Below are 14,085 nucleotides of genomic sequence, written 5' to 3' on the forward strand. Positions count from 1 at the left end.
TATTGTAGCAGAGGGAGACGGATGGCAGAATCAAAGCTGACAAAACAACCCCCAGAGATCCTTGGCCAGGATATAGTGGCACAAAGCAAACTGTTCAAAATTGAGCAGTTGCAGCTGCGTTTTAGTAATGGCGAAGAGCGGTTGTACGAGCGCATGCGTGGAAGTGGTCGCGGGGCCGTGATGGTGGTGGCGATGCCAGATCCGGATCATTTTTATCTGGTGCGTGAGTACTGCGCCGGCACCCACGATTATCAGCTGGGTTTCCCCAAAGGTTTGATCGATCCGGGGGAAGAAGCTTTGACCGCAGCCAATCGTGAACTGAAGGAAGAGATTGGTTTTGGCGCCAGGCGCTTGATCCCACTGAAGTCCCTGGCACTGGCTCCTGGCTATTTTAATGCTACAATGCATATAGTGCTGGCGCTGGATTTGTTTCCCGAGCTGTTGGAGGGTGATGAGCCTGAGCCGCTTGAGTTAACACGCTGGTCCCGGCACCATCTGGATGAGTTGCTGCAACAAGCCGACTTTACCGAAGCGCGCAGTGTAGCGGCTCTTTTTCTGGCGGATGCATACCTGGCAAGGAATCCTGATGTTTTTAAGCACACTGCTTGAACCGATAAAAACAGCCGCCAAGCAAGCCGGCGATCGGCTTTGGCAGCTGTATCAAAGTGGTGATTTCCAGCAAAATACCAAAGACGATCAGAGCCCCGTGACTACGGCCGATCTGGCTGCCAACGACATCATCATGCAGCATTTGCAGGAACTGACACCTGACATTCCCATTATATCCGAAGAAGTGCAGCTGTTGCCGCTGGCGCAGCGCCAGCACTGGCCGCGTTACTGGTTGATTGATCCGATGGATGGTACCCAGGAGTTTATCGCCAGAAGCGGTGACTTTGCGGTCAGTATTGCTCTGGTAGAACACGGCTGGCCAGCGCTTGGTGTCATTTACTGGCCCAAAGAGCAAATTTTGTATTACGCCACCCGTGGCCATGGGGCTTTTAAGCAGTTGGGCTCTAAAATTCGCCGCATTCAGGTGCATCAGCATCAGTTGCAGGAGCCACTACGGGTCGCGGTTAGCCGGCGTCAGGCGCGTGAGCCTATTGAGCAGTTGTTGCCGGAGGGGCAGCAAGTGCAGTACATACCGCTTGGCAGTTGCTCGTTAAAAAGCTGTCTGGTGGCGGAGGGCGGTGCGGATTGTTATGTCCGGCTTGGCCCAACCGGTGAATGGGATACCGGTGCTGTGCATATTATTGTGGAAGAAGCTGGCGGCAAAATCCTCGACAGCAGTTTTGCACCGCTTAGTTACAACCAGCGGGAAAGTCTGGCCAATCCAGATTTTATTGTGCTGGGGCAGGCCGCTTTACCCTGGCCAAAACTGATACAACCCCAGTAAACTTTCAGCCTGGCTTACAAAAAAACACCTATTGTTATGCAGTAAAATCGCATAGGCCGCGGCCTGCCTTGGTTCGCGCTGATTTGACTGTGATCAAAACCTATCTTTTTAGCGGCAAAAACGGTATTATGCGCGGGTGTTTTTTAGGCAGCGTTGCTGCCGGCACCTTGAAAGATGAACGTTGAAGTCCGCCTAGAGACTGCACCCTACACCTACAGTACCCTTAGGAGCCTACATCATGTCCGATTTGGATTTGAGCCAATACGGCATCACCGATGTCACGGAAGTCGTTTATAACCCCAGTTATGATCAATTATTCACGGAAGAGACTCGTGCAGATCTCGAAGGTTATGAGCGGGGAAAAGTCACTACCCTGGGCGCCGTAGCCGTGGATACCGGCATTTTTACCGGCCGTTCCCCGAAAGATAAGTACATAGTGCGCGATGACACCACCCGCGATACGCTGTGGTGGGCTGATCAGGGCAAAAATGACAACAAGCCGATTTCGCCGGAAGTCTGGGCCGATTTAAAGGGCCTGGTGACCAGTCAACTGTCTGGCAAGCGCTTGTTCGTGGTGGACACTTTTTGTGGTGCCAACCCGGATACCCGTTTATCCGTGCGCTTTATCACTGAAGTGGCCTGGCAGGCTCATTTTGTCAAAAACATGTTTATTCGCCCAAGCGACGAGGAGCTGAAAAGCTACCAGCCAGACTTTGTGGTGATGAACGGTGCCAAATGCACCAATGCCAACTGGCAGCAACATGGCCTGAATTCCGAGAATTTTGTTGCCTTTAACCTGACCGAGCGTATTCAGCTGATTGGCGGTACCTGGTACGGCGGTGAGATGAAAAAAGGCATGTTCTCACTGATGAATTACTATCTGCCGCTGCAAGGCATTGCGTCGATGCATTGCTCCGCTAACGTAGGTAGCGAAGGCGATGTGGCGATTTTCTTTGGTTTGTCCGGCACCGGCAAAACCACGCTGTCGACCGATCCGAAGCGTCAACTGATTGGTGATGACGAGCACGGCTGGGACGACGACGGTATTTTCAATTTTGAAGGTGGTTGCTACGCCAAAACCATCAACCTGTCGCAAGAAAACGAACCGGATATTTACCACGCTATTCGCCGTGATGCTCTGCTGGAAAACGTCACGGTGCGTGACGATGGTAGTGTTGATTTTGACGATGGTTCCAAAACCGAGAACACCCGTGTGTCTTACCCGATATACCATATCGACAACATCGTTAAGCCAGTATCGAAAGCCGGCCATGCCAAAAAGGTGATCTTCCTGACCGCCGATGCCTTTGGTGTGTTGCCGCCAGTTGCTAAGCTGACCAAAGAGCAAACCAAGTACCACTTCCTGTCTGGCTTTACCGCCAAACTGGCTGGTACTGAGCGGGGCATCACTGAGCCAACTCCAACTTTCTCCAGCTGTTTTGGTGCAGCTTTCTTAAGCCTGCACCCCACCAAGTATGCTGAAGTGCTGGTAAAGCGGATGGAAGCGTCTGGTGCCGAAGCTTACCTGGTGAATACCGGCTGGAATGGTACCGGCAAGCGTATTTCCATCAAAGCAACCCGTGCCATCATTGATGCTATCCTGGATGGCAGCATTGAGAATGCGGAATTTATGCAGCTGCCGTATTTCAACCTGGCGGTACCGACGCATCTGCATGATGTGGAGGATGGTATTCTGGATCCGCGTAATACCTACGCAGATGCAGCCCAGTGGGAGATCAAGGCCAAAGATTTAGCTCAGCGCTTTATCAACAACTTTGAAAAATTCACCGACAACGACGAAGGCAAAGCTCTGGTTGCCGCTGGCCCGCAGTTGTAAGTGTGAACGCAGTTTGAAAAAACGCAGCCAGTGGCTGCGTTTTTTGTTGAAGTTGTTTTTGGCTAAAAAAACGGCGCCATCAGGCGCCGTTTGAACGTGTCGTGCTATTAATCCAGTTGGGTTTTCAAACCGCGGCGGATCAACAGCGCATCGGTGGTTGGCTCCTGGCCACGGAACTTGATGTAGGATTCCATCGGTGGCCGTGAGTTACCCACTTCCAGGATGTTTTTGCGGTAATGATCGCCGTTCTCACGGGTCAGACCGCCCCGGCTTTGCACATAGGCAAAAGCATCCGCTGCCAGAATCTCACTCCACATATAGGCATAGTAGCCGGCTGAATAGCCACCACCAATGGAGTGATTGAAGAAGGTTGATTTGTAACGCGGAGGTACCGCTGGTAAATCAACCCCGTATTTGGCCAGTGCAGCGGCTTCAAACTGCTCGACATTCTGCAGTGATGCATCTGCGCTTAGGGTGTGCCATTCCATATCCAGGAAAGAGGCCGCAATGTATTCCAGCGTATCGAAGCCCTGGTTGAAGCTGCGCGATTGCATGATTTTTTCCAGCAGCTCAGACGGGATTGGCTCACCGCTTTCATGGTGCTTGGCGTAGTTCGCCAATACTTCGGGGTGAGCGGCCCAGTCTTCTTCGAAAGTAGACGGGAACTCAACGAAGTCGCGTGATACGGCGGTACCGGCCAGGCTTGGGTACTTCACATTGGAGAACATGCCGTGAATGCCGTGACCCAGCTCGTGGAAGATGGTGGTGGTATGATCATAGCTGATCAGCGTTGGCTCACCTTCAGGCGCTTTAGGAATGTTCATCACATTCACTACCACAGGCTTTTTACCCAGTAGGTGCGACTGGCCAACAAAGGAACTCATCCAGGCACCACCGCGTTTGCCTTCACGGGCAAAGTAATCGGCGTAGAAAATAGCCAGGCTGGTGCCGTCGTGATCAAACACCTCGTAGGCTTCTACATCCGGGTGGTACACTGGCAGATCAGGCCGTGGTTCAAAGCGGATGCCATACAAGCGGTTCATGGTGTAGAACACGCCATCGTGTAAGACACGGTTAAACTCGAAGTATTGTTTTACTTCGTTTTCATCCAGATCGTATTTTTCCTGACGCACCAGTTCAGCGTAATATTCCCAGTCCCATGGCTGGACTTCGAAATCCCCACCATGACGACGGATCATTTCCTGAATATCAGCCTGCTCCTGTTTGGTATTGGCGACGACAGCCGGCACCATACTGGTCAGCATATCCAGTACATTTTGTGGTGTTTCTGCCATGGTGTTTTCCAACTGGTACTCGGCCCAGTTGTTATACCCCAGTAACTGAGCACGCTCGGCACGGATCTGCGCTAAACGCGATACGATAGGGCGCACATCCACCTCGCCAGAAGTACCACGGAAAGCAGATGCTTCCCATACCCGTTGACGCAGTTCGCGATTATTCAGCGAAGTTAAAATTGGCTGACGGGTGGTATTGGTGATGCTTAGCAGGTACTTGCCTTCATGCCCGGCGGCCTCGGCGGCAGTGGCTGCGGCCCGGATCTGGCTGTCGGACAAGCCATCCAGCTCTTCCACATTGTCCACAACTACCGCGATATCACGGGTAATGGCCAGCTGGTTCTGTGAGAACTGGGTAGTAAGATTGGAGTGCTCTTCATTCAGAGCGCGGATTTTCACTTGCTGCTCTTCGGTCAGAGTAGCTCCGGAGCGGACGAAGCGATCGTAGTACACATCCAGCAGACGGGCAGACTCAGCATCCAAACCCAATGCTTCACGCTGGTTGTAAATGGCTTCTACCCGGGCGAACAGCGCAGGGTTCAGGTTGATATTGTCCGAATGAGCAGACAGCTTAGGCGACAACTCACGTGCAATTCCGCGGCGCTTTTCGTTGCTGTCGGTACCAGACAAGTTAAAAAATACCCGTGACACCCGTGTCAGCATATCGCCACTACGTTCCATCGCGACGATGGTATTCTCAAAGGTTGCAGGCTCAGGATTGTTCGCGATAGCGTTAATTTCGGCCATATGCCGTGCCATACCCTCTTCAAAGGCTGGCAAAAAGTGTGCGTCGTCAATCAGACGGAAATCCGGCGCTTCGTACTGCAAAGCAAAGGGCTGGAAAAAAGGATTCTCACTGGCTACGTCTACCATGGCTTCAACGGTGGTATCGGCAGATAAATCGGCTGGGGTACTTGGTTGTTCAGAGCAAGCACTTAAAGTGAGTGCTGCACCAATTGCGGTAGCAATCAGAGTTTTGCGCATAGTTTTTCTCCTTCGAGGCGAAGTGTGCGAATGCATTATTCTATTTTTGAGTCAGCTGCCGGCAAATTCACGCACAGACAAGCAGCTTAACTGGTCGAGTATGCCAAAAAAAAAAGTAGAAATCATGTTTTACCGCTGACTGGCAGGCTGGGGAGGCTCAATTGCTGTTTGCCTGGCCAGGATCAGGGTTGGCAACCGGTAGAGTAAAGTAAAAACAGCTGCCATGTGGCTGTAATGGCTGGTAGCCTATATCGCCATGCATTGCCAGGATCAGCGAGCGGGCTATAGCCAGGCCAAGCCCTGATCCTGATTGCTGTTTGCGGTCGGAGCTGTCGGCCTGTGCAAACTTTTGGAACAGCAACGGCTGGAAATGCTCCGGCACCCCGCTGCCGTGATCCAGAATCATGACTTTGGCCTGAGTGGCTTCGGTCTGAAGCCGGATCTCCACGGTACTGTTGATAGGCGCATACTTGATGGCATTGGAGAGTAAATTGGTAACGACTTGCTGCAAACGTACCGGATCGACCCGAACCAGGCTGGGGGTTGGCTGGGTTTGCAGCTCTAATTTTAAGTGTGCCTGTGCCGCCAGCGGCTGATTTTGTTCGATGCACTGCTGCAGCAGTTGGTCCAGCACCACAGGTTGCAGCTGAAAGCGCATCTTACCAGCTTCCAGTTTTTCCATATCCAGCAGATCATTAATTAAGTGTGTTAAATGAGCGCAATTGTCGTAGGCAGTTTGCAGCAGTTGCTGAACCTGCGGGCTGACGGAACCCATCACACCGCCCAGCACCAGGCCAATACTGCCATTGATGGCGGTAAGCGGGGTACGTAGTTCATGGCTGACCGTGGAGACAAACTCATTTTTTAAGCGATCCACTTTATGGCGTTCAGTCATATCACGCAGCAGGATCACATTTTTTTTCAGTTGGTTAAACTCAACTTCAGAGCGTGACAGCTCCAATGGGAAGGCTTGATCAAAGTGGTTTCGCCCTTGCGTTTTTGCGACTTTGGTTGGGTCCGTGGTTGCCTGCAGCAGCGCATATTGCTCTTGCGGATCATCCAGCAAAGATGACCAGTGCACCCCTTCCAGTTGATTCATACTCAGGCCAAAAATTGTGGCTGCCGCCTGGTTAATGCGTTCAATATGGCCATTGGCGTCGGTGGTAATAATGGCATCGGCAACATTGTCCATCACGGTGCTAAGGTACTGCTGCTGCAAATTAAGCTGATGGCTGGATTGTTGCAACTGGTGACGTGAAGCGGTCAACCAACTGATCAGCATCAGCAGCAGCAAGGTGACCGAGTAGCCGACCAGACGAATTTCGCTCGTGCGGCCTTTCAGTGGATCGGTCGAGCGAATGGCTAATTGCCACTCAGCCCCCCGTATGGTTAAAGCTAACCGCAGACTGTCGTCATAAAACAGGGCATTGTTGCCGACAAAGCTTTCACTAAAGCTGCCATCTTCCAACTGGCTGCGCAGCCCGGCTTCAATGCCGTATCTGTCCATAATCAGTTGCAGCTCTTGCCACAACTTGGAAGGCTCTACCACGATGCTGATGATGCCCCAATAGGTATTGTCGATATACACCGGCAAACGGTGAATAAAGCCAAGCCCACCCTGGCGCAATTGCACCGGGCCAACTAAACGGCCTTGCTGACTTTCAATAACTTGCTGTACAGCCGGCCATTGCTCTGGGACATCCGGGTAATACAGGCCAAGCGCTGCTTCATTGCCTTCCAATGGGTAGATATAGCTAATGCGATTGTTTGGTGCCACACCAATATTGCGGATATATAAGCCCAGCTGCACCAGTTCCGGTAGCAGCACATTGAACTCTTCTGCGGTCACCTTGCCTTTATTGGCCTGTACATACGCAGACAAACCAAAGCTTAAATACAGCGCCCGGTTTAATTCGGTCTCTAAAAAAGAACGGATATGGCCTGCATTGGCGACTTGCTGCTCCAGTTGCTGGCCTTTGGCATAGGCCACATCCTGTTGTACCAGATTTTCAGTAATCAGCACGCAGGATACTAAAGACAACAATAGCAAGCACCATTGCCATACAGACAGCAGTTTGACAGGGGTATGCATGAAGGCTCCGACACTATTGTCTGTATAGCATAACGTTTGATCGCAGCTTCGCAAAGTAAAGCTCTGCAGCCATCGGGAAAATCACGGTAAAAGCCTGAAAAAACTGATCGCCTGAAAAATGCGCAGCCTAGCGATAGACTTCGCCCCAAAGCCTGTCTATAATGCGCAGCTTGTAACCCAGCGTTGCAAAGCACCCGTAGCTCAGCTGGATAGAGCGCTGCCCTCCGGAGGCAGAGGTCTCAGGTTCGAATCCTGACGGGTGCGCCATAAATGAATAAACCGCCACTTCGGCGGTTTTTTCATTTACAGTACCTCGCCGGATGAGAACCTTCTTCGACAAAAACGCCGGGAGCGTTTTTGAACCGCTTCAGCGGGCCCTTTAGGGCGAGGGCAGGACAGCCCGAGATACAAAAACGCCGGGAGCGTTTTTGAACCGCTTCAGCGGGCCCTTCAGGGCGAGGGCAGGGATAGCCCGAGTCATCCTGACGGGTGCGCCACAACGAAAGTTCATCACGGATTAAGCTTATTGGCCTATACTGGCAGAACTCCGGTTGAGCGGCCCCACAAGCCCCACTACTCCCTAACCATAAACAAGGATCCGTTATGTCTGGCTCGGCTTCATTGCTTCGTACGATTTTTGGCTCGGTCCACTGGACAGCTCCTGGTTGGGTGCAGCGGCTGTGCCAGCTAGCCAGGCAGCAGCCGGGGCGTTTTTGGGGCGCGGTGCTGGCCGTGCTGGTACTGCTGAGTGCCTTGGTAGCGGGCTATGCCTACTGGCAACAGCTTCCCAAGCCACTGCAAGTAAAGGCAACGGTGCAAAGCCCAGCCCTTGGGCATTATCTGGATGATGTCGAGCAACCCAGCATGCTGCAGCTGCAGTTTCACTACGATCAGACCGGGCAAGAGGGCGCTGTGCCAGAACTTTCGGCCGCCCGGCTGGATTTGATTGGCGAAGTACTCACCGAAGGCGCCAGTTTGAGCCCGCACATCGAGGGGCAATGGCTGTGGCAGGACGACAACACCCTTACCTTTACCCCTGAGCAGGCCTGGCCGGCTGGCCAGCGCTATCAGCTACGGCTGAACCGCAGCATCTTTGCGCCCGGTACCTTACTGGCAACCGATCGCTACAGCTTTGAGACAGTCCCGCTTACCGCCAGCATCAACCAGTTACGCTTTTACCAGCATCCAACCGAGCAAAACACCCGGCAAATCGTAGCAACACTGCGTTTTAGCCACCCGGTGGACCCCGACAGCGTCAAAGCGCAGCTTTCCATGATGATGCGACCCGATGGTGCCGATAGTCAGCGCCGGGCCGAGCCACTGAGCTTTAGCCTGAGTGCCGATGAAAGCGGCCGTGAATTCTACCTGCAATCTGCCGCCATCCGCTTGCCTGAGCGCGAACAATACCTGAACCTGTTGTTAAAAGCTGGCGTCAGCGCGCAAAACGGTTCGGGCAAAACGCAGCAGGAATACGCGCAGCAGTTGCTGGTGCCGGATACAAGCAGCTTCTTAAAAGTGGAAGAGCTGCGCACCGATATTATTCGCACCCCGGAGCAGGAGCCGGAGCAAATGCTGCTGCTCAGCTTTACCGACCGCATTAGCCGTACAGAGCTGCAACAGCACCTAAAACTCTATGCCTTGCCCCGTCACCCACAGCGCAATAACTACCGCTGGGCACCGGGCGAAGTGACCAGCAGCGTGTTGCAACAGGCCAGCCCGCTTACTTTTGAACTGATGCCAACGGCCGAATCGCACGACCACGCCTTTAGCATCCGGCTGGATCTGCCGCCAGGCCAAAGTCTGTTTGTCAGTGTACCCCAGGGCCTGCAGTCGACCAGTGATTTTACCCTGGCCAATGAGTACCGTGCTGTGGTGCAGGCCCCGGCCTATCCCAAAGAAGCCCACATAGTGGGCGAGGGTGCGCTGCTTACCCTAAGTGGTGAGCAGCGGTTGCATCTACTGAGCCGTGGCCTTCCGGGCGTGCGGGTGCGGCTGCATAAATTGCTGCCGGGCGAGTTGAACCACTTTATCAGCCAGACGGGTGGCGACATCAGCCAGCCATACTTTTACAACCGCAGCTTTAATGAAAGCAATATCAGCAGCAGTTTTGAGCATACCTTTGCCCTGGCTGGCTCGCATGCCAGGCAAGCCAATTACCTGTCGTTAGCCTTAGCGCCTTACCTGGCGGAGGCCGGCATGGGGTTGTTTTTTATTGAGCTGTCTGAATACGATCCGGCGCGGCCAGAGCGCCAGGGCCGGCAACTGGATAAGCGGGTGGTGCTGGTCAGTGATTTAGGGGTGCTGGTCAAGCATCATGCCGATAGCAGCCAGCACGTTTTTGTGATGTCGGTGGCGGATGGCAAGCCGGTAGTTGGGGCTAAAGTGGAGCTGTTGGGCCGCAATGGTCTTGCCCTGCTCAGAGGCACGACCAATGCTGAAGGCAGCGTCCGTTTTGGCAAAACCAGTGATTTTCAGCGCGAGCGTCAGCCGGTGGTGTACCTGGTCAGTCGCAGCCGGGGTCGCGTCACCGACAGCAGCTTTATTCCGTACGACCGTTACAGCCGCCAACTGGATTACTCGAAATTTGCCACCGATGGTCGCTACCAGGATGAACAGAGTGCCAGGGCACTGAATGCGTATCTGTTCAGCGACCGGGGCATTTACCGGCCCGGTGAACAGGTGCAGCTGGCTGCCATTATCCGCCACAACGATTTATCGGCCGCCGCCGCGCAATTGCCGTTAAAAATACAGGTGCAGGGGCCGCGTGGCCCTGTGTTTTGGCAGCAGAATTTCAGTTTATCAGGCCGTGGGTTGCACACCTTTAGCCTTGATACCCAGCCGCACAGTGAGACGGGCAACTACCATGCCAGCATCAGCCTGCTGGATCAGCATGGTCAGACCCGGCAACACCTGGGTTCGGTTCGTTTTAGTGTGGAGGAGTTTCAGCCGGATACGCTGAAAATCAGCAGCCGCTTTTATCAACACCAGGCCGCGGCCAACGATTCGGGCTGGTTATCGCCAGAGGATCTGGCACTGCACATTCAGTTGGATAATTTGTTTGGCACCCCGGCGCAGCAACGGCGGGTCACTGCCAACATGGAATTGATCCCGACCAATTTCCATTTTAGCCAGTACCCGGAGCACAAGTTTATCGCCCCACAGCATGAGCAACTCAGCCGGAGCCGGGTGCGTCAAAGCCTGGATGAGCAGGAAACCGATGCCGATGGCACAGCCCGCTTTGCGCTGCCATTGCAGCAGTACAGTGGCGGTACCTACCAGTTGGTACTGACCAGCGCCGGCTTTGACGGCGGCGGTGGCCGCAGTGTGCAAAGCAGACGCAGTGCCCTGGTGTCACCGCTCACCGAGCTGGTGGGGGTAAAAAGTGATGGTGCACTGAATTACCTGAACCGCCAGCAAAGCCGTAACCTGCAGTTTATTGCCATCAACCCAGAGCTGCAGCAAATCGAGCTGGATGGCATCACGCTGAAGCTGGTGGAGCAGCGCCCGCTGTCGAGTTTGGTGAAACAACGGGATGGTACCTATCAGTATCAGAGCATTGTGCAGCAACTGACGGTCAGTGAAAGTCCCTTTCGCATCGAAGCCACAGGCAGCGACTATGCCCTGCCCACCGATACGGCCGGAGACTTTGAGTTGCAGCTGGTAAAAGATGACCAGTTGCTGGGCAAAGTCGCCTTCAGTGTGGTGGGGGCAGGCAATATCAGCGCCATGCTGGAGAAAAATGCCGCCCTGCAGGTACGGCTGAATAAGCCGGCGTATCAGGCCGGTGAGCGGATTGAACTGAATATCACCGCGCCTTATACCGGCAGTGGTTTAATCAGCATCGAAAGCGACAAAGTGCATGCATTTCGCTGGTTTACCGCCGATACCACCAGCAGCATCCAGTCGATTGAAGTGCCTGAAGGGATAGAAGGCAATGCTTACATCAATGTCAGTTTTGTGCGCGGCGCCGACTCGGATGCGCTCTTTGTCAGCCCGCTGAGTTACGCCGTGGTGCCCTTTGACATCGATCGCAGCAAGCGTGAGCTGGCCATTCAGCTGCAGGCGCCGGAAGAAGTGCGGCCGGGCCAGGCCTTTCGCCTTGATTATAAAACCGACCGGCCGGCGGACTTGCTGCTGTATGGTGTGGATGAAGGGATTTTGCAGGTAGCCGGCTATCAGTTGCCCGATCCGCTGGGCCATTACCTGCAAAAGCGTGCGCTGCAAGTACGCAGCCTGCAAATGCTGGATCTGATCCTGCCGGAATTCAGTGCTTTGCAGCGACAGTTAGCCGGGGTTGGCGGTGATGCAGAAAGGCTGATGGTGACAGGCAGCCGCCTAATGCTGGACAGCAATCTGAATCCCTTTGCCCGCAGGGCCGAGCAACCCGGTGTGTTTTGGCTGGGTGTGGTGAAAGCCGATACCGAACTGGCCAGCCGGCAAGTGACAGTACCGGCCAGTTTTAGCGGCAATCTGAAACTGATGGCGGTGGCTGTGGGCGATGAAGCCTTCGCCGCGGTCAGTCAGGATCTGCGGGTGCGCGGTCCCTTTGTGCTCACCCCGGAAGTACTGACCAGTGCCGCACCGGGCGATGCGTTTGATATCAATCTGTCGGTGGCCAATGGCGTGAAAGGCTCGGGCCAGGATGCGCCCATTCGGGTGGCGCTTAGTTTGCCCGACAACTTAACGGCCATCGGCGCTACCGAGCAGCTGCTCTTCATCAGTGAAAACAGCGAGCAAAGCGCCCGTTTTCGGGTTCAGGCCGGGACGCTGCCGGGCGAGGCCAGCCTGAGCTTCAGCGCGACCTATCAGCAAGGGGAGCTGACGGAGCAGGCCAGCCGCAGTGTTAGCCTGAGCATTCGTCCGGCCAGCCATTATCAAAGCAGCCTGAAGGCCGGTTATGCCGCCAAAGGCCCGGTGCGTCTTGCCACCCGTTACCCCTTGTACGATGCTTTCGCCAAGCAGCAGGTGATTGCTTCGGCCAATCCCCTGGTGTTGGCAGAGAGCTTTACCCATTACCTGGAGCAGTACCCGCACGGCTGCACCGAGCAGGTGGTGTCGCAGGTGTTCCCCTGGCTGGGTCTGGTACAGCAGCCGTCGTATCAGGCGCAATGGCCGCAGCTAAACGAGAAGTTTGCCGTGCTGATCCAAAAGCTGGCTGAGCGCCAGCAAAGCGATGGCGGCTTTAGCTTCTGGCCGGATGGGTACCACAGTGCTGATTTCCCCAGCATCTATGCGATGCACTTCTTACTGGCCGCGCGTGAGCAGGGCTTGGTGGTGCCGGATTATCTGTACCAGTCGGGGCTGGGGTATTTGCGGCAGCTGGCGCGCCAGGCCGGTGGTAACCTGTATCAGGCCCGGTTACGTGCCAATGCCATTTACCTGTTAACTCGCAGCGGCGAAGTTACCACCAATTACCTGGTCGAGTTGCACGAGCGACTGGAGCAACAGCACAAGCAGGCCTGGAAAAGCGATATCACCGCCATCTATATGGCGGCCAGCTACCAATTGCTGCAGCAACCAGAGTTGGCGCGGCCTTTGTTATCCGGCTACCGCTTAGGCAACGAATCCGCCTTGCAAAGCGCTTATCTGGCGCGCACCACCACGGCCCTGCCGCCTTTTGCTAACCCGGCCTTTCAGTCGCAACTGAGCCTGGATGCGCAGTATGTCTACTTGCTGTCCAGCCATTTTGCCGAGCGGGCCAGGGCGCTCGATGGTCAGGATCTGCTGGCTTTGTTGCAGCCAGTGTTTCAGGGGCAGTACAACACCATCGCATCGGCCTATACGGTACTGGCGCTGTCGGCCTATGGCCAGCTGCAGAGCGACGCTGCTGCGACAGTGCCTGATTTTTACCAGCTGGACCTAAGCGGTGAGCGCAGTGCATTGCCGCTGCTGGAGGATGCCAGTGTCATACCGCGCGCTGCTGTGAGCACAGCGGCGGCGCACATCGTATTGGAAAGCCAGCAGCCACTGTTTTATGCGCTAAGTGAAAGCGGTTTTGCCCAAGAGCCTCCGACGCAAGCGGTTGCCAACCAACTCGAGGTAGTGCGCGATTATCTGGATGCAAACGGCCAGCAGGTCAGCAGCGCCAGCCAGGGCGATGAGTTGACGGTTCGGTTGCGGCTACGCAGTGTGTCGGGTGGCTGGCACAGCAATGTGGCGGTGGTCGATTTGCTGCCGGCAGGTTTTAGCGTGGTACGTAGCTCAGTACCGCGTGACAGCGGGCGCTGGCGCGCTGATTATGTTGATATCCGTGAAGACCGGCTGGTGTATTACGCCAGCTTTGGCCCCCAGATGACCGAGCTGCGTTATCAGGTGAAGGTAACGGCTGCGGGCGACTTTGCCGTGCCTGCCGTGCTGGCTCAGTCGATGTACGATCTGTCGGTGCAGGCCAGTACAGCCCCTGGTCGCTTTGTGGTGACGCAGGCCGATGCAACCCGCTAAGGGGCAGAGGGCTATGGTGAAGAAGCGGGTGAGGACGCGGGTG

Annotated in this window: 6 protein-coding genes and 1 tRNA gene; 5 read left to right on the forward strand and 2 right to left on the reverse strand. The window is 54.8% G+C overall.

Going from position 1 to position 14,085, the window contains the following annotated elements:
- Positions 1-21 precede the first annotated feature (21 nt).
- From nudE to pckA, 3 genes are all read left to right on the forward strand, one after another.
- Positions 22-609, forward strand: coding sequence for an ADP compounds hydrolase NudE (gene nudE, locus ABC502_RS12340; RefSeq protein WP_330088694.1), 588 nt, complete (start codon positions 22-24; stop codon positions 607-609).
- Positions 587-1,393: a 3'(2'),5'-bisphosphate nucleotidase CysQ gene (cysQ, locus tag ABC502_RS12345; RefSeq protein ID WP_330088693.1), complete on the forward strand. Its 807-nt coding sequence runs from the start codon at positions 587-589 to the stop codon at positions 1,391-1,393. Before nudE ends, cysQ begins: the two co-directional genes overlap by 23 nt.
- A gap of 238 nt (positions 1,394-1,631) precedes the next feature.
- Positions 1,632-3,230 (forward strand): phosphoenolpyruvate carboxykinase (ATP), encoded by a 1,599-nt coding sequence (gene pckA, locus ABC502_RS12350; RefSeq protein WP_345916083.1) that lies wholly within the window; start codon positions 1,632-1,634, stop codon positions 3,228-3,230.
- Between the two features lie 107 nt (positions 3,231-3,337).
- On the opposite strand, the gene ABC502_RS12355 is transcribed toward pckA, so the two are convergent.
- Together ABC502_RS12355 and ABC502_RS12360 are read right to left on the reverse strand one after the other, a co-directional pair.
- The gene (locus ABC502_RS12355; RefSeq protein WP_345916084.1) at positions 3,338-5,509 is read right to left on the reverse strand and encodes a M3 family metallopeptidase; all 2,172 of its coding nucleotides are present in this window, start codon (positions 5,507-5,509) and stop codon (positions 3,338-3,340) included.
- A 157-nt stretch (positions 5,510-5,666) separates the two neighbouring features.
- Positions 5,667-7,601, reverse strand: coding sequence for an ATP-binding protein (locus ABC502_RS12360; protein ID WP_345916085.1), 1,935 nt, complete (start codon positions 7,599-7,601; stop codon positions 5,667-5,669).
- Between the two features lie 190 nt (positions 7,602-7,791).
- On the opposite strand from ABC502_RS12360, the gene ABC502_RS12365 reads away from it, so the two are divergent.
- Positions 7,792-7,868: transfer RNA gene (locus tag ABC502_RS12365), tRNA-Arg, on the forward strand.
- Positions 7,869-8,204: 336 nt separating this feature from the next.
- Entirely contained in the window at positions 8,205-14,042 is a 5,838-nt protein-coding gene (locus ABC502_RS12370; RefSeq protein WP_345916086.1) for an alpha-2-macroglobulin, read from the forward strand.
- Positions 14,043-14,085 lie beyond the last annotated feature (43 nt).

Source organism: Alkalimonas sp. NCh-2, from assembly GCF_039631345.1.
GTDB classification, from domain to species: domain Bacteria; phylum Pseudomonadota; class Gammaproteobacteria; order Enterobacterales; family Alteromonadaceae; genus Alkalimonas; species Alkalimonas mucilaginosa.

Bases quoted from the DNA above. Each gene is read 5' to 3' on its own strand.
- cysQ (WP_330088693.1), top strand. From the start codon at position 587: ATGTTTTTAAGCACACTGCTTGAACCGATAAAAACAGCCGCCAAGCAA.
- ABC502_RS12370 (WP_345916086.1), top strand. From the start codon at position 8,205: ATGTCTGGCTCGGCTTCATTGCTTCGTACGATTTTTGGCTCGGTCCAC.
- nudE (WP_330088694.1), top strand. From the start codon at position 22: ATGGCAGAATCAAAGCTGACAAAACAACCCCCAGAGATCCTTGGCCAG.
- pckA (WP_345916083.1), top strand. From the start codon at position 1,632: ATGTCCGATTTGGATTTGAGCCAATACGGCATCACCGATGTCACGGAA.
- ABC502_RS12360 (WP_345916085.1), bottom strand. From the start codon at position 7,601: ATGCATACCCCTGTCAAACTGCTGTCTGTATGGCAATGGTGCTTGCTA.
- ABC502_RS12355 (WP_345916084.1), bottom strand. From the start codon at position 5,509: ATGCGCAAAACTCTGATTGCTACCGCAATTGGTGCAGCACTCACTTTA.